Consider the following 16439-nt stretch of genomic DNA (forward strand, 5'->3'; position numbering starts at 1 on the left):
TGCAGCGGTAAAATTTTAGCAAATGAAACGGTTTTTAGTACTGATTTTTAGCATCTTTCTGTTAGGTTGTAGCAATAACGACCGTATTAACAATTGCAATTTATTACTCAATATTGGTGTGAATGTGACCATCAATCTCAACCTGCCACAATTTAGTCCGTTACAGTTTATTAGCAACTCGGTTTATATTCCTAATCAGGGTAATGGCGGACTTATAGTAATTAACGTTGGTACCGGATTGCGGGCTTGGGATGCATCAGACCCTAATGTGCCACCAAGCCAATGCTCGGTGTTGCAAATTGACGGTTCCGAAGCGGTAAGCAGCTGCCCGGAAGCCAACCGCTATAGCTTATTTACAGGTCAGCCTTTAGGCGCTACCGATTTACAATGCGGTTTAAAAGAATACCGCGTTTCTCAAGCAGGAAATAACTCTTTTTTGATTACCAATTAAAAAGGCAGCCATTTAGCTGCCCTTTCTTAAAACCTCAAAGTAGCTCCCACCAAAAAATTAGTGGTTGCTTGCGGATAAAACCCAACACCTTCAACGGTACTAATCACACCCGGACTGCTAAAATCGTCATCAAACGTAAAGTAGTAACCGTTAGAAACATATTTTCTGTTAAAAATGTTGTTTACCAAACCGGTTAGCACAATTTCTTTAAATACAGATTTTGGTGTAATGGTGTAAGTCACATTTAAATCGTTTACAAAAAAACTGTCTAGCTGAGACACCGCGGCTTCGGTGTTGCTCATAAATTGTTCGCCCACAAACTTACTTAGCAACGATAATTGTAAATTGCTTATAGGTTGATAAACAATTGCATTAGCCGCTACCACATTAGGCGAAAAGGCTAAATCTGTTTTGCCTAGGTTTACCAACTCACCATCAAATTCGGTGACGGTTTCTCTGTTTTTGTTGGAACTGAAAGTAACGTTTGGTTGTAAGGTGAGTTGCTTAGTAAGGCTAATTACAGCTTCCAATTCTAAACCTAACCTATAACTTTCACCGCTATTGGTTCTAATGGGGTTACCCACATTATCGATATCTCCCGTAAATACCAATTGCTCGTTATACAGCATATAATAGGCGTTGGCATTAAATGTGAATTTTTTACCGCTATGACGCCAACCCAATTCAAAGTCGTTGAGCTGCTCGGGACTGATATTTTCGTTGTTTTCAAAATCGTCTCTGCTGGGCTCACGATTGGCTCGTGCATAAGAAAAATACAAATTATTATTGGTGTTTACATTATAAGAAAGTCCAGCCTTTGGGTTGAAAAATGTATAGTTTTCATCTACCAGAAAATCGGTTAAATTAGAGTTGATGCCCGAAGTTTGATAGTTCACATTACGCACTTGTAAATCGCCATACAAACTCATTTTTTCATTGAGCTGATAGTTGGCTTTTGAAAACACCGAAATATCATTTTTTAAGGCATTACCTTCGTAATAACGATCGCGAATATTAGATTGGGATGCAAAACGCGCCCAAATCACTTCTCCAAAATGGTCGCCATCGTAATGACTGAAAGAGCCACCAAAAATTAAGTCTATGTCGTCGTTTTTATAATTGGCCGATGCATTGATGACGTAGAAATCATTATCTAACCAACGACGGCGGATTAAATCCGTAGTATTGACTTCTTGCCCATTAACATTTAAAGGTTCTAATCCGTAGGTTTCAAAATCGTCGTCTTCTCTGAATTGTTCAAAATAGCCACGTCCGTAAGTATAATTTAAGCCCACGTTAGCCGACCAGTTTTGATTAAAACGGTGGTTGATGTGCAGTTGATAATGATCTTGACTGTAGTTATCAACTTCGTTGTCGTAAAATTGCATATTGCCGTTTTCGTCGGTAAACATGCCGGCCGGATTAAAGGTTCGGTTGGTGGCCAAAGTTTCGGCATCGATACCAAACCAGGATTGATAGGTGACCTCGTTGCCGCCAAACATAATGGCTTTGATAAGCGTTTTTTCACCTACGTAAGAACCTTGCAGGAAATACGATTTTAGATCGGTTGAAGCGCGATCGATATAACCATCTGATGCGATGTTAGACAAACGTCCGGCAATTTCGAACCGGTCGTTTAACAGGCCTGTACTAAATTTTACGGTGTGTTTTCGGGTGTTAAAACTTCCGAAGGAATTAGAGATTTCGGCATTGCGTTCATATTGTACAGCATCGGTTAAAATATTGATACTGGCTCCAAACGCACCCGAACCGTTGGTAGAAGTACCAACACCGCGCTGTAATTGTAAACTCTCTACCGACGATGCAAAATCGCCCAAATTCACCCAAAAAGTACCCAAAGATTCCGCATCGTTATACGGAATACCATTAATGGTAACATTGGTAGATTGCGCACTAATACCGCGCACTCTTATGCCGGTATATCCAACCCCGGCACCGGCATCGGAGGTTGAAACCACCGAAGGTAAAAAGTTAAGCAAAATGGGGATGTCTTGCCCCAAATTTCGCTTGGCTATGTCTTTTTTTGTGAAGTTGCTGTGGGCAATGGGCGACTCTGCCGTTACCCGAACAGCCTTTACAAGCACTTCATCTAAGACATCTCTTTTAATGGAATCTTGTTGTTTTTCTTGTGCAAAGGACACATAACAACTCATAAATAAAATAATACATGTAATTTGCTGTCTTTTATTTTTTGACAGACTTTTTGATAAATAATTTAAATAAGATTTCATCTGATAGTATCTATTTGATATTTGGGTCAGATGCAATCCTTTACTAAACACTAAGGTTTGATTGGTAATTGTTAATAAGCATTTCATTCGATAAAAATTAATTTAGCGAATAAAAAGAGGCAATTATTCTGTGATTAATAATTGTATTTCCCCACACCAAACGCGTTCATTGGCATGTAATTTCCTAAACAGCATTACCTGTTCTAGGTTCAACGGGTATGATCTCAGCTTTCACTGTTCTTGATTGGTGTTTTTAAACTTCAAGAACAGGTTTCAGCACCCCTTTATTGAGAACGGTGCAAAGGTAAAGGAAAAAATTTACGATTTACAAAGTAAGAAGTACGATTTGTGAAATTTAATCAAGAGAAGGCGGTTTGCGAAGGGCTTTTTTGCTGGATAAATCTCGTTTTGACTTGAGTCGTTTTTTTATAACCGATTTGGGTATTTTAGTGGGTTTACGTTTTTTTGGTTGCTTGAGACTGGTTTCAATCAATGCCATAAAACGGTCTATCACCAGACTTTTATTTTTGTGTTGTGAGCGCGATTCGTCGCATTGGAGAATTAAAACGCCTTCTTTGGTGAGACGGTTTTGCAGTTTTTGAAGTATGATTTGTTTTTGGTCTTCGCGTAATGCCAAACTAGCTGGCACATCAAAATACAATTCAACTTTAGAAGCTACTTTATTAACGTTTTGTCCGCCGGCACCGGAGCTTCTAACAGCTTTGAATGTGAGTTCTGATATGAGTTGCTCTGCGTTCATAATTTAAACTTAAATGATGGTGCTTCGATAACAATTAAAAATCGAATTCAAATTTAAGTCTAAAATTCTTAGCGAACTTTGTGACTTCGCGGTAAATTATTCCTTATTTAACACTGTTTTTCTTTTTTTACCGCAAATACGCTGAGAACGCTAAGGTAATAATAAACCCTATACATCCTTAGCAAAATAAATCCCTTATAACTTTATCATATTAAGGTCAAAATAATTTTTAAACTTTACTATTTTTGATATATGTCTGAGAATGAAATTTCAAATATAATAATCGGATGTGCTTTGGAAGTTCACAAGCACTTAGGCCCCGGACTTCTAGAAAGCACGTATGAAGCGTGTTTAGCATTTGAATTGAAGCAAAAAGGTTTAATAGTTAGCCAACAACAAGCACTTCCAATTGTATATAAAAATGTAAAATTAAATGCCGGATACAGAATTGATTTGCTTGTTGAAAATTTAATAATTGTTGAAATAAAAAGTGTAGACGCTCTTGCTGATATCCATATAGCACAATTACTAACTTATTTAAAATTAAAAGAACTCAAGCTGGGGCTTCTTCTAAACTTTAATTCAGTATTATTAAAAACTGGTATAAGAAGAGTAGTCAATAATCTATAAAATATTTCTCGACCTTTGCGCTTTGGCGATTATATAATATCCGCTTTAGTTCTTTAGCTTTTAACCGCGAAGGCGCGAAGGACGCAGAGCAAATCATATCCTAAAAACGCTTTGCGAACTTTGCGCCTTGGCGGTTATATCATACCCGCTTTAGCCCTTTAGCTTTTAACCACATTGGCGCTTAGGATATTGAGTTATGTTTCATCAATCCATTTTTCTAACCTGATGCGCTGGTTTAAGCAAGTCGTTAACGGTTTTTACCGGATTAAAGGTAATAAGCGGCACTTCAACAAAAACGGTGTTCCAAAAGGCCATACCACCATTCCATAATCCGGGTTTTTCCAAAGCTTTTAATTCCTGTCCTTCTTGCGTTTTTTTGGTGATAAAAGCGGCATTGTGGTCTATAAATTTTTTTAGATCGTATTTCTCGCCTTTGTAATTTTTAACCCCGCAAACCAAATCAACCGGATTAAAATGCGACGCTTGATCTGCAATGGCTTGCTGCTGTTTATTATCTTTATCCATTTGAGCCGATTCTACAATTTGAAGCGATATTTTACCGTTGTCGTCCTTCACCCAAAACGGTCCGCCACCGGGTTCGCCTTCGTTTTTAACCATGCCACAAATGCGAATGGGTTTGTTAATTTGTTGCTGTAAATATTCAATTTTATAATTTTCTGAATACTTCTCAAATTCTGAAGAAATATGCACGTTCAATTTATTTTGAAGAAACTCGGCAATGGCGTTGAGTTGGTTTTCATTTAAATGAGGCTGCTCTAACAATCTTTGATAGTCAAAAATTTGACCTTGTAATTCCAATAAAATACCGGCAAGTACTTTTTTGTACAAGGCCACTTGATGTTTGTATTTGTAGGTTACCACATTATCGATGTTTTTAATAAAAATAACATCGGCATCTAAATCGTTTAAATTATCAATTAAAGCGCCATGCCCGCCGGGTCTGAACAGCAAACTACCATCTGTATTTCTAAACGGTTCATTCTTTAGATTGACTGCGATGGTATTAGTGGACGATTTTTGGTACGAAAATGTAATTTTAAATTTCGCATTGGTAGTGGTTTCAACTTTTTCTTTAATCCGATTAAATTCGTTTTTAAATTTGTGTTCGTGTGCTTCCGAAATGGTAAAATGAATGTGCACCTCTTTATCTGTTGGGGCATATAGAACCGTTTCAAATAAGTGCTCTTCAAAAGCAGTGGCTTCGGTTAGGTTTTTATAAAGGTGAAATGGCAACAAGCCTTTTGGATAGTTACCATAATCGAGCTGGTCTTCATCTAACATCATTTTTACGAATAAAACAGCTTGTTCATTATCGTCTAAACTCTCAAAATCCACACTGTCTTCAGCTAATTTATGTTTAACAATATGGTAGAATGGAAATTTTTCGAGCCCCACTAAAAATACCGACAGATCTTTCTGCTTATGTTTATTAATGAACGAATTAACCGATTGTTCTTCGGGATTATAATCGCTTAAAAACTTGTATAAAAACTTAAACATACGGGTGGCAGCACCACTGGCAGGAACAAATTTTATAACTTCTAGGTTTTTTGAATTGGCCGAGTAGAACTCACTAAAATGTTCAACTTCATCCTCGTTCAAACGCCAAATAGCATTGTCTACACCTGCAGCCGATACCAAATCTACATAGTTCATGCCATTTTTAAATAAGGTGATTTGCGATTTGACATCGTTTAGGGTTAAGTCTTGATTTTCTATTTGTTGTATGTCTTTTTCCGTAAAATTCATTGTCTGTTATTTAGTAATTTATCTATATACGACACTGCTGTATTTAACCTTTCCTTTTTGTCGCCTTTAAGCAATACATATGGTCTTTCGTGGATTTTAAGAGCACTCTCAAAAGCCTTAAACATCTTTTCGCGTTCAGAAGGTTTATCACGTAAATCGTCTGCTTCCCACGGTGTATCAATATAAGTTAAAAAATACAAATCATACTGATTTTGAAGGGCATATTTTTCAAGAATTGGGTCGCAAATACCACCGTAATAAGTTTCGCTGTACACTTTAGTTTCCAGTAAATCGGTGTCGCAAATTAAAACGGTATCCGTTTTTTGAGCCAGTTTATTTTCTAGGTTCATTTGACCAATGGCTATAGGCAGCAGGTCATGAGCCTCACAAGTTTTACGCTCGTTATTCCATTTATTCTGAAGGTATTCACGAGCGTATTCCGGTACCCAAACCGAATTGTAATAACGTGCCAAATGTTGCGATAAGGTGGTTTTTCCTGTAGATTCAGGTCCAAATAAAACTATTTTGATGCAGTTGGCTTGTTCTTGTTTAAGTAGGTGTTCCATTCTTTGTAACCTTGAATTGCTAAAATGGTGAATATAACGTATTGCAAAGATAACATTCCTAAGCCTCTATACGCATAAAGTGGCACGGTAATGATATCGGCAATGATCCAAAGTGTCCAGTTTTCAATTTTTTTGTTGGCCATATACCACATGGCTGTGAAGAAAATTCCTGAGGTTACAATATCTATGTAATTGGGTATTTCTAAAGTGTAATCGAAAGTTTTATAAACAGTATAAGTCACAATCATTGTCAATACAAATAGCACTACTCCAATTATTTTTTCTTTTGAAGTAGTTCTTGAAATAGGCACAACGGGTTTATTTTGTTTTTTTCTGGCCCAGTTCCACCAGCCGTAAATACTCATGATGGAATAGTAAAAATTCATCATCATATCGCCTAGATAATCGTTGATATACAACAAATAAACGGTGATGACGGTACAGATAATACCCGTTGGATACACCCAAATATTTACTTTTTTAGCAAACCAAACACTTAAAATCCCAAAGACAAAAGCAATGGCTTCAAGCGTAATAATTAACCAGGAACTGTCTCGATAGGCATCGATAAAAAAATCAAAAATGTGGTTCATAGTCGTGCCTGTCGGTTTTTACAATTTTCATGTATAGCAATCCGTTCTCGATGAGGGAGAATGCTTCTTTTATTTCGGTGTTTAGAACGCTCATCATCGCATCATAATCTCCGTAAACTTGTGTGCTGAGCGGATTTTCAATCACTGTTAAATCTGATACTCTCAATTTTTTGATAAAATGAATGATGGCTGGCTCAAAGTCATCTTGTAATGGTGTTAAGGTAAGTTCTACTGATATGTTCATGATTGGGTTTTTATGGATTAATAATCTCGTGAGTTATTGATGACGATGTAACTTTTTTAATTTCGTTAAAAAACTTGAGGTTTTCCTCAAAGGCAGTACCAATCACCACTATATCGGCACCTACACTGTACGCCGCATCTAATTGGGCTTTACTTTTAATGCCGCCACCAATAATAAGTGGAACCTTTAATTCGCTTTTTACTGCTTTTATAATTTCAGCCGAAATTGGATGCGCGGCACCACTACCGGCTTCAAGATAAATTAATTTCATACCCAATAATTCGCCTGCCTTAGCCGTATCAACAATTAACTGAATATTTTTTCGGCTCATAGGTTTGGTGCCGGTAACCCTTTCAACCGTAGTTATTTTCCCGTTTTCAATTAACAGGTATCCGGTTGGTATAACTTCAAGCTGTGAATCTCTTAATTTTGAAACTGCTGCTACCTGTTTTTTTATGAGATATTCGGCATTATCGCCCGAAATAAGCGATAGAAACAACAAGGCATCGGCATGACTGGTGAGTTGCGAAACATCTCCCGGAAAGAGTACCAAAGGCAAATGTGATTGTGCCTTAATGGCTTTGGCTAAACTATCGGTTTTTGAGGCTTCGTCGGTGCTTCCGCCGAGAAAAATATGAGTAGCGACAGATTGATGCACATGATGTAAAAATGTTGGCAATTGCTCAACTTCCATTTTATCGGGATCGATGAGTACCGTTAAAAGCTTTTGGCCCGAAATGATTTGCTTAAGTAGTGATTTTAAAACCAACATTTGTAAAATTTAAACGGTTACAAAAGCACAGGTATAACCTTCAAATTCTAAAAAATGCGAATGATATTTGTGCTTAAGGTTGTTGTAATCTATCCAGGCAGTGGTTTCTAAATCGTCTAACATAAATGGTATCACCAAAAAATGCTCACGAAATAACATACCTGGCGTTGCAAATAATTTGTAAAGCGACTCTTTAACTCCCCAAATAACGGTGAGTTTTCTCACGTAATCTTCGGCTGATTTATCGAGGTAATGAAACTCATAATCCACAAACTTATGAGCTATAATCGTGATTTTATTGCGTTGCTTTTCAATGTCAATTCCAACTTCACGGGTGCTTATGATAATTCCTGAAAACTCAAAGGAATGGGTGATAGAAATATGTTTACCATCTTTAAGGTGTGGTTTACCGTTGCTATCGTAATATAAGTCCTGATCGGTATAACCACAACTGCGCAACAAATGCCTTACACTTAGAAATCCGCGTTGGTGAATATTACTTTTCATACCCAAAACGCGCTCCTCGCTGGTGACTTTAAGGTCTAATGGCGACATTAAATACTCGTAGGATTCGGTGATTTTCCAGATTTTAACAACAGTTTGTGAATCAGGCTGAATGGTTTTATACAGTGGCATTTAGTATTCTCGATGTTATTATGTAGATTTGCAAAAAAGTTGCTAACAACAAATATACAATTATGAATACAAAAACCATTGCTTATGTGCCTTACAAGGTAAAAGATATGTCTCTTGCCAAATGGGGTAGAAAAGAAATTGAATTAGCCGAAGCCGAAATGCCGGGCCTAATGGCACTAAGAGAAGAATACAAAGATGCTCAACCTTTAAAAGGCGCGCGCATTGCCGGATGTTTGCATATGACCATTCAAACTGCCGTTCTTATTGAAACTTTAAAGGCTCTTGGTGCCGATGTTACTTGGAGTTCTTGTAACATTTTTTCAACACAAGACCAGGCTGCGGCTGCTATTGCTGCTGCGGGTATTCCAGTTTACGCATGGAAAGGTATGAACGAAGAAGAATTTGACTGGTGTATTGAGCAAACCTTATTTTTTGGTGAAGACAGACAACCGTTAAATATGATTTTAGATGATGGTGGCGATCTTACCAATATGGTATTTGATAGATATCCTGAACTAATTCCGGGAATTAAAGGTTTATCTGAAGAAACCACCACAGGTGTTCACAGATTATACGAACGTATGACTAACGGCACTTTGCCAATGCCGGCTATTAATGTTAACGATTCTGTTACCAAAAGCAAATTCGATAATAAATACGGTTGTAAGGAAAGCGCTGTTGACGCCGTACGTCGTGCTACCGATATCATGTTAGCCGGAAAACGCGTTATTGTTTGCGGTTATGGAGATGTTGGTAAAGGAACTGCCGCATCATTTAGAGGTGCCGGAAGTATCGTTACCGTTACCGAAATTGACCCAATTTGCGCACTTCAGGCTGCTATGGATGGTTTTGAAGTAAAAAGACTAGAAACTGTTATTGGAACTGCCGATATTGTTTGTACTGCTACAGGGAACAAAGATATTGTTGAAGAACAACACTTTAGATCCATGAAAGACAAAACTATTGTTTGTAACATTGGTCATTTCGACAATGAAATTGACATGGCTTGGTTGAACAAAAATTACGGCCATACCAAAGACGAAATTAAACCACAGGTTGATAAATATACGGTTGAAGGTAAAGACATTATTGTTTTAGCCGAAGGCAGACTGGTAAATTTAGGTTGCGCCACTGGTCACCCGAGTTTTGTAATGAGTAACTCGTTTACCAACCAAACCTTGGCACAAATTGAATTGTGGACCAATATCGATGCCTATGAAAACAAAGTGTATATGCTACCAAAACACTTAGACGAAAAAGTAGCACAATTACATCTTGCTAAAATTGGCGTAGAATTAACCGAATTGCGTAAAGAGCAAGCCGATTATATTGGTGTTGCACAGGAAGGTCCGTTTAAGCCGGAATATTACAGGTACTAAAAAACAACTTTCAAATACCAAATTCCAAATCCCAAGTTCTAATGAATTTGGGATTTTTTATATTTAACAATTTGATAAATATGCTTTCGTTTAAAATGGTTTAAAAATCTTCGATATTTGAAGGATTCAATACAATTCTTACAAATTTGCCATTTATGAAAATTCGGACTAACTTTTTAATTGCTATTTCTTGTTTACTTATCCTAAGCGCGTGTAAAAAAGAACAACCAGCCCAAAGTATTAATAAAGATATTCAAGTAATGCATCCTCGGGTGATTTGGACAGAAAAACCTCAAGAACATGCCATCATATCTTGGACCAGTACCCATTTAGGCGAAGGCAATTACGTGCTATTTGATACGATTCCAAACTTAACCGGTAACACACATTTAAAAGCAAACAGCTCTAAAGATGGTAAAATATTTATTCGGAATATGGATTATGCCGAAGGCATTCCCGAAGCCTTCTATCACCACACCGAGCTGAATGACCTAATGCCCGCAACCACCTATTATTTTAAGTTTTGTACGGACAATAGTTGTTCAGAAACTTATAATTTTATCACTGCGCCGGATAAAGACCAACCCTACGCAATTATCTCGGGTGGTGATTCTAGATTGGGTGGCGAAAAACCAAGATTTGCCGGAAGAACGCCCTCAATCGAAAGACAGCAAATGAACCGTATGATTGCCAAACTAACCGAAGAAGACCCTTCAATTATTGCATTTGCACATGGTGGCGATTATTGTACTACCGCCGATTGGCGTCATTTATATTATTGGTTCGAAGACCACACATTAACCATTACCAAAGACAACCGTATTTTACCACTCATTATCACAAGAGGCAACCACGAACATGAAATTGGCTTTCTTGAAAATTTTTGGCTGGGAGACATTACCAATGAGTATAGCGATGGCTATTTCTTCATGACCCAAATCACACCGAGTTCAGCATTAATAACTCTTAATACAGAAACTAGTATGGCAGGCGATCAATTGGAATTTCTTGAAGAAACCTTAGAAAAACACCGCGTTAAAAATAACTGGATGTTTGTACAATACCACAAGCCGGCCTATCCGGCGGTTAAAGATTTTGACCGTGAAGATTTTTATCACGTACGTAAATATTGGGTACCATTATTCGAAAAATACAAAATAAGTTTGGCCTTAGAATCTGACGGACATGCCCTTAAAAAAACCATGCCCATTTTAAACGGAAAAGTTGATCCGGATGGTATCATTTATATTGGCGAAGGCGGATTGGGTGTTCCTCAAAGAAAACCATTCCCCGACAGATGGTTTTTTGGTAAAGAAAGCATAGTTGATAGCAAACATCACCTCTGGAAAATTACCGTAACCGATTCTTTAGCCAATGTTACCGCATTTGGTATTGAACAAGACACGTTACACACGTTTAGTTTGACACCTAAACCATTTTTAGTTGAAAGTACTGCCAATTAATTTAAGCCTAAAAAGTATTACCGGTTTAGCTCAGGTTCTAAAATTTATACTTGTTCTTTACGTATTGGCATTTTGCCTAAAGCTTAAAAAAGGTGCGGTAATTAGTTCGGTTTTGGTAGTTGAAAATGGTTACAGCGAATTATCGGCATTCTGGATTGAAAAGGGTGTTGCCATTGTACTGCTTCTGAGTTTGATTGGTATATTTTTTAAAGTTACTTATAAACTGAGCATATGGATAATTACTGCATTTATTGTTGGTTATGCACTTCTCAGTTATTTTAACGGCGGTAAGGCATTTTTAGAATTGTCTTTAATTTCGGCTGTTTCTAAATGGTGGCTGCCACTTTTAACATCAATTGCCATTAATGCTTATTATGATCACAAAGACAGCCTTAACAGAGGGTTCTTGTTTGGCATTCAATTATCGATTTTTTTAATTTTTATGTCTCACGGTATTGGTTGCTTTCTTAAAAATGCTCTGTATATAGATTATATCATAGGATTTGTTGGTGACTACACACCGTTTTCTATTAAACAGTATCAGGCTGAACAATTACTCAATATAATTGGCATTATAGATGTTATAGTAGCTGTTTTAGTACTTTTAAAACCGTCTAAAAGCTTGCTTTACTGGCTTATTTTTTGGGGATTTCTTACCTCTTTACTAAGAATTGTTGATGCCGGTATTTTTAACTATACCGAATTTTTAATAAGAGCCCCACATTTTGGATTACCAATTGCGATGCTCATCATTTGGAATGAAAAAATAAAGGCCAAAGATTATTCTTCCAGCCCGAGTTTGTCTAAATCGTAAAAATAGAAGTTCTGTTCATCGTTCATCGCAACGAACAAGCCACTTTTAAAAGTATTATTCAATGGAAATGTTACCACATCGCAACCATCGGTTTGCTTTGTGGTAAGATTGATTTCTTTGATGAACTCATTGGTGTTTCTTGAAAACACATTAAAGGTTTCGGCTTGTTGGTTTGAAACAATAATATAACCTTCAGTTCCTTCTAAAGCCACAATAGCAATCCCTTCGTTATCACGCTTGAAGGTTTCACCGCCAAAAACACTAATTTCCTCATTCCCCATTTCAGGCTCGGCATGATACTTTCTTATTCCGAAGGTTTCGTCTGAATAATAAACAACCCCAAGCGCATCATCTACCGCAATGGCTTCAATTTCTTTTTTACCGCTGTATTTACCAAATTTTCTTACCAAGGTTACATTGACCTTATCTTCGATATATTCAATTTTATATTGATATAAATAACCTTCCGAAGGACCATCTTTTCTACCAACAATGGCGTAAAGCGAGTCATCTTTTGGCGATTTGTATAAGCTTATTCCCATAGGCAATCTAAATTCGGGATTGGTATCATCTTCAAAAACCGGAATGCCACCGTTGTCGAGAGCACGCATATCAGGCACCGAAAAAATACGTATTTGCTGACGTTCTCTTTCGGTAAAAGCCATGATATCTATACTTACAGAATCGTTGATTTTAAACCCTTGACGAATATCAACATTATTAGGTCTTTTTAAACCTCTTATGGTTTTGCTTTCAATAATTTTCCCATTGAGGTCATAGGCATAAATCGCCCCATCGGTATCCTTATCGGTGCCAAAAACGATACTTTGCTCGGGATTTTGGTAATTTATCCAAATGGCCGGATCATCGGTATCATGAAGTGATTTTTCTGTGATGATATCGGGTAATATTTCGGGAAGTTGATCTCTTTTGCATGATACTACGATACTGAAGCAAATGAAAATGAATGGCAATTTCAAATTATTGAAGGTCATATTTGGTGAGGTTTTACAGTACTAAATAAATTTATAAAAAAAGGGCAATTTAACTTAATAAATCACCCCTTTTAATAATCAAATCAAAACTTAAAAAAGATCGTATTTCAAGCCAAAGGTTAAGCGACGGTTATAGAATTCCACTTGTTGTGTACGGCTTCTAACTCCTTGGAAATATCTCAATGGCTGATTGGTAATATTGGTTAAATCGGCAAATATTCTCAAGTTTTTGGTAATGGCATAAGTAATATTAAAATCCATAAAAAACTGCTGATCATAATATCGGTCTTCAAAATCGTTTCCTCCTAATTCATCCAAATAAGCGTCAGAGAAATTACCAGACAATCTTGCAGTAAATTTGTCATCGCCATAGCTTAAAGATGCATTAAACATGTTAGGTGTTGCACCGGGCAATTCTAAATTACCTCTTTCATCTCCATCCTCATTTCTAATACCGTTGGCTTTAGAATTCAAATACGTATAGTTTAAGTAAATACCAAAGTTTCTTGCAAATCCCGGAAGGAAATCCAACTGACGCTGGAATGCAAACTCGGCACCTGTTACATAGGCATCATCACCGTTTTGAGGCTGAAAGGTTCTAAATCCGGCATTAGGCTGACCAGCAGGAACTTCGCCAATTTGGGTATAAATAAAGTCGTTAATACGCTTGTAAAACACACCTCCCGAAAGAATACCCACATTATCAAAATAATGCTCGGCCATTAAGTCAAAGTTCATTGAAGTGGTTGGATCAAGTTCAGAATTACCAAGAACTATTTCGGCATCTTCAAATAGAATGTCTACAGACGGCACCAAATCCACATAATTTGGTCTGGCCAATGTGTTGGTCCAGGCGAATCTAAATACTGTTTTATTGCTTAGGTCATATTTAAAATGAACACCCGGTAAAATGTTAGTATATGAACTTTCATCGGTAATTTCACCAATAAGTTCTTCTTCATCGATAATTTGATTACCGGTTGCACGTATTTTAGTTGTTTCTAAACGCACACCTGCGAGAATGCTCAACTTGTCAGACACTTTTTGGTTGGCCATCACGTAGCCTGCAAACACATCTTCTGATACATCGTAATTAGCTCTTAAATATTCATCGGGAATGTCTTGTCTTTCAAACAAAGTAGCATTGTTTAAATCTAAACTACCTAAAAACTCAGGTGTCATGAAAGAGCCAGCCGCATACTGACTTCCGGCCTCATAATCAGAATCTGTATAATCTCTTGTAGGAACAGCTGCTAACGTGCCAAGGTCTTGCGGATTATCGCCGGTTGGATCATATTCAAAAAAGTTGTTGTCTCTAAATTTATCTTTTAATCGCACTCTGGCTCCAAATTTAAATATACCATCACCCTGACCAAACCAATCTTGTGGCAATGTGAAATTCACAAATGCATTAACATCCTCTTCCTCTGTTAATCCATATTGTTCTGAAATAGCGTTCAATCTAAACCTATCCAAAGTAACCTGATCATTATTGGTGGGTCTAAATGACGGAAACTTTGGATCTGAAAAATCACCGGCCAAGGCCACGCTACTGCCTGTTTGGTATTGGGCATATCGTTCTTCAGGACGCTCTTCAGATGCTTTGGCGAGTGATGTCATCCAATCTACCTGAAGATTTCCAAGAAGATGCTCTCCTGCCAATGTAAAATTATACATTCTTTGGTCTTCTAAACGCGTATTTTGTATTCTGCCTCCCGGTGTTCCACCTTTAGTTTGGCGACGTAATCTACCGGTATAACTTACAATATTTTCGGTGCCGTCTTGAAAAACAGGATTAATTCTGTCATAGCGCAACCTAAATCTGTTCTCTCTGTCATCTCGCCAGTTGTACATACCCTTAAAGATGATTTTGTTGTTTTCATTAAAGGCATAATCAAAATTGGCAGAAAGACTTCTTCTAACACGCTGTACCAAATAAACGCGAATATCACTTTCTTCAAGATAAGGATTTACTGTGATATCTTCACCTGTTAACGGACTTTCAGCTTCGTTAGCCCAAACTGCTTCAACGTTATCTGAACCAAAGTCGTTATCGTTGATAGAGGCTGAAATCATCCATCCAAATTTGGTGTCTTTTGATCTGTCTCCTAATATAAAAGATCCCGTTAAAATGCGTTTATTGGTTAAAAAGTTTACCCCAGATCCGGTAGTGGCAGAAAATCTGAAGCTTTGTGGTGATGACCTGGTTATTAAATTAACCGATCCACCCAAAGCATCGCCATCCATATCGGGTGTTACGGCTTTGTTCACCTCGATGGTTTGAATCATATCAGACGGAATCAAATCCATTTGTACATTACGGTTATCGCCTTCAGCAGAAGGAATACGGCTCCCGTTTAATGTAACACTGTTTAATTGGGGTGCCAAACCTCGCACGATAATATTTCTGGATTCACCCTGATCCACCTGCATGGTAATACCCGGGATTCTTCGCATGGCGTCACCAATGTTGGCATCAGGAAATTTTCCAATCTGATCTGTTGATACAATGTTGGTAATATTTGCCTTGTTTCTTTGGGTATTTAATGCTCTCGCCTGACTGTTTAACGAAAAGCCGTTAATTTGAACCGCAGATAATTCTTCGGCACTTTCAGACAGCTTAAAACTTAAAACAATAGTAGTACCGGCAACTACTGTAGCCGAAACCGTCACGTCTTTGTAGCCCAAGTATTTTACGGTTACTTCATAAGTACCTTCAGGAATATTAAATATAGTATACGCACCGTTTTCATCGGTAATGGCACCTTTATTTAATGATTGAATTAAAACGTTTGCTCCCGGAAAATACAAACCAAAATCGTCTGTTACAACGCCTCGGATATTACCGGTTTGCGAGAAAGTGCTAACAATAGCAGCAAAAAATAAAAATAGTGTTAGTTTAGTTTTCATGTTTGGTTAATTTTTTGCCAAAATTACATGAATACTAAACCGTGCTATTTACGTAAATTTAAAACTTAGGTTAATAAACACTTAATTTGATAAGGTTTTAAACAAGGCTTAACGCAAATTTTACTTTTGGTTGATTTTGAAATAACAATTAAGTCTAAAATAACGCACAACAATTTGATAATATGATGTTTAATTTTTAACAAT

15 protein-coding genes are annotated in these 16439 nt (G+C 37.2%); 5 read left to right on the top strand and 10 right to left on the bottom strand.

Translation table 11 applies throughout. The annotated features are described in order from the left end of the window. Positions 1–22 precede the first annotated feature (22 nt). Positions 23–451, top strand: a complete 429-nt coding sequence (locus tag FJ651_RS03745) for a hypothetical protein (RefSeq protein ID WP_140989076.1) — start codon at positions 23–25, stop codon at positions 449–451. A 26-nt stretch (positions 452–477) separates the two neighbouring features. Here the strand turns inward: FJ651_RS03745 and FJ651_RS03750 are convergent, their stop codons facing one another. Both FJ651_RS03750 and arfB read right to left on the bottom strand, forming a co-directional pair. Continuing rightward, the gene (locus FJ651_RS03750) at positions 478–2703 is read right to left on the bottom strand and encodes a TonB-dependent receptor (protein ID WP_140989588.1); all 2226 of its coding nucleotides are present in this window, start codon (positions 2701–2703) and stop codon (positions 478–480) included. 355 nt (positions 2704–3058) lie between these two features. Next, positions 3059–3463 carry an alternative ribosome rescue aminoacyl-tRNA hydrolase ArfB gene (arfB, locus tag FJ651_RS03755; RefSeq protein WP_140989077.1) on the bottom strand — a complete coding sequence of 135 codons (405 nt, stop codon included), beginning with the start codon at positions 3461–3463 and terminating at the stop codon, positions 3059–3061. A 252-nt stretch (positions 3464–3715) separates the two neighbouring features. Between arfB and FJ651_RS03760 the strand changes: the two genes are divergently transcribed. Then, positions 3716–4093 carry a GxxExxY protein gene (locus FJ651_RS03760; protein WP_140989078.1) on the top strand — a complete coding sequence of 126 codons (378 nt, stop codon included), beginning with the start codon at positions 3716–3718 and terminating at the stop codon, positions 4091–4093. A gap of 204 nt (positions 4094–4297) precedes the next feature. Here the strand turns inward: FJ651_RS03760 and FJ651_RS03765 are convergent, their stop codons facing one another. The 6 genes from FJ651_RS03765 to FJ651_RS03790 are packed head-to-tail and all read right to left on the bottom strand — an operon-like array spanning position 4298 to position 8674. Continuing rightward, positions 4298–5863 (bottom strand): DUF4301 family protein, encoded by a 1566-nt coding sequence (locus FJ651_RS03765; RefSeq protein WP_140989079.1) that lies wholly within the window; start codon positions 5861–5863, stop codon positions 4298–4300. Then, the gene (locus FJ651_RS03770; protein WP_140989080.1) at positions 5860–6429 is read right to left on the bottom strand and encodes an AAA family ATPase; all 570 of its coding nucleotides are present in this window, start codon (positions 6427–6429) and stop codon (positions 5860–5862) included. The genes FJ651_RS03765 and FJ651_RS03770 overlap by 4 nt, the downstream gene beginning before the upstream one ends. Then, on the bottom strand, positions 6384–7022 hold the full coding sequence (pnuC, locus tag FJ651_RS03775; protein ID WP_140989081.1) for a nicotinamide riboside transporter PnuC: 639 nt from the start codon (positions 7020–7022) through the stop codon (positions 6384–6386). The genes FJ651_RS03770 and pnuC overlap by 46 nt, the downstream gene beginning before the upstream one ends. Further along, positions 7006–7266, bottom strand: coding sequence for a hypothetical protein (locus tag FJ651_RS03780; RefSeq protein ID WP_140989082.1), 261 nt, complete (start codon positions 7264–7266; stop codon positions 7006–7008). The genes pnuC and FJ651_RS03780 overlap by 17 nt, the downstream gene beginning before the upstream one ends. Before the next feature lie 10 nt (positions 7267–7276). Beyond that, positions 7277–8038 carry a geranylgeranylglyceryl/heptaprenylglyceryl phosphate synthase gene (locus FJ651_RS03785; protein WP_140989083.1) on the bottom strand — a complete coding sequence of 254 codons (762 nt, stop codon included), beginning with the start codon at positions 8036–8038 and terminating at the stop codon, positions 7277–7279. A 9-nt stretch (positions 8039–8047) separates the two neighbouring features. Beyond that, on the bottom strand, positions 8048–8674 hold the full coding sequence (locus FJ651_RS03790) for a 4'-phosphopantetheinyl transferase family protein (protein WP_140989084.1): 627 nt from the start codon (positions 8672–8674) through the stop codon (positions 8048–8050). A 62-nt stretch (positions 8675–8736) separates the two neighbouring features. Here FJ651_RS03790 and ahcY point away from each other — a divergent pair, with 62 nt between their 5' ends. The 3 genes from ahcY (at position 8737) to FJ651_RS03805 (ending at position 12330) form a co-directional block, all read left to right on the top strand. Continuing rightward, positions 8737–10053, top strand: coding sequence for an adenosylhomocysteinase (gene ahcY / locus FJ651_RS03795; RefSeq protein ID WP_140989085.1), 1317 nt, complete (start codon positions 8737–8739; stop codon positions 10051–10053). A gap of 155 nt (positions 10054–10208) precedes the next feature. Further along, the gene (locus FJ651_RS03800) at positions 10209–11516 is read left to right on the top strand and encodes a purple acid phosphatase family protein (protein WP_140989086.1); all 1308 of its coding nucleotides are present in this window, start codon (positions 10209–10211) and stop codon (positions 11514–11516) included. Then, positions 11497–12330, top strand: coding sequence for a hypothetical protein (locus tag FJ651_RS03805; RefSeq protein WP_140989087.1), 834 nt, complete (start codon positions 11497–11499; stop codon positions 12328–12330). The genes FJ651_RS03800 and FJ651_RS03805 overlap by 20 nt, the downstream gene beginning before the upstream one ends. On the opposite strand, the gene FJ651_RS03810 is transcribed toward FJ651_RS03805, so the two are convergent. Together FJ651_RS03810 and FJ651_RS03815 are read right to left on the bottom strand one after the other, a co-directional pair. Beyond that, positions 12297–13325: a phytase gene (locus FJ651_RS03810; protein WP_140989088.1), complete on the bottom strand. Its 1029-nt coding sequence runs from the start codon at positions 13323–13325 to the stop codon at positions 12297–12299. The genes FJ651_RS03805 and FJ651_RS03810 overlap by 34 nt on opposite strands. A gap of 90 nt (positions 13326–13415) precedes the next feature. Next, the gene (locus FJ651_RS03815) at positions 13416–16235 is read right to left on the bottom strand and encodes a TonB-dependent receptor (protein ID WP_140989089.1); all 2820 of its coding nucleotides are present in this window, start codon (positions 16233–16235) and stop codon (positions 13416–13418) included. Between the last annotated feature and the right edge of the window lie 204 nt (positions 16236–16439).

It is taken from the genome of Paucihalobacter ruber (assembly GCF_006494535.1).
Taxonomy (GTDB): Bacteria; Bacteroidota; Bacteroidia; order Flavobacteriales; family Flavobacteriaceae; genus Paucihalobacter; species Paucihalobacter ruber.

Coding starts and splice junctions, on each gene's coding strand:
- FJ651_RS03780 (WP_140989082.1), bottom strand. CDS start 7,266: ATGAACATATCAGTAGAACTTACCTTAACACCATTACAAGATGACTTT.
- FJ651_RS03810 (WP_140989088.1), bottom strand. CDS start 13,325: ATGACCTTCAATAATTTGAAATTGCCATTCATTTTCATTTGCTTCAGT.
- FJ651_RS03790 (WP_140989084.1), bottom strand. CDS start 8,674: ATGCCACTGTATAAAACCATTCAGCCTGATTCACAAACTGTTGTTAAA.
- FJ651_RS03785 (WP_140989083.1), bottom strand. CDS start 8,038: ATGTTGGTTTTAAAATCACTACTTAAGCAAATCATTTCGGGCCAAAAG.
- FJ651_RS03745 (WP_140989076.1), top strand. CDS start 23: ATGAAACGGTTTTTAGTACTGATTTTTAGCATCTTTCTGTTAGGTTGT.
- FJ651_RS03800 (WP_140989086.1), top strand. CDS start 10,209: ATGAAAATTCGGACTAACTTTTTAATTGCTATTTCTTGTTTACTTATC.
- FJ651_RS03770 (WP_140989080.1), bottom strand. CDS start 6,429: ATGGAACACCTACTTAAACAAGAACAAGCCAACTGCATCAAAATAGTT.
- FJ651_RS03765 (WP_140989079.1), bottom strand. CDS start 5,863: ATGAATTTTACGGAAAAAGACATACAACAAATAGAAAATCAAGACTTA.
- FJ651_RS03750 (WP_140989588.1), bottom strand. CDS start 2,703: ATGAAATCTTATTTAAATTATTTATCAAAAAGTCTGTCAAAAAATAAA.
- pnuC (WP_140989081.1), bottom strand. CDS start 7,022: ATGAACCACATTTTTGATTTTTTTATCGATGCCTATCGAGACAGTTCC.
- arfB (WP_140989077.1), bottom strand. CDS start 3,463: ATGAACGCAGAGCAACTCATATCAGAACTCACATTCAAAGCTGTTAGA.
- FJ651_RS03815 (WP_140989089.1), bottom strand. CDS start 16,235: ATGAAAACTAAACTAACACTATTTTTATTTTTTGCTGCTATTGTTAGC.
- ahcY (WP_140989085.1), top strand. CDS start 8,737: ATGAATACAAAAACCATTGCTTATGTGCCTTACAAGGTAAAAGATATG.
- FJ651_RS03760 (WP_140989078.1), top strand. CDS start 3,716: ATGTCTGAGAATGAAATTTCAAATATAATAATCGGATGTGCTTTGGAA.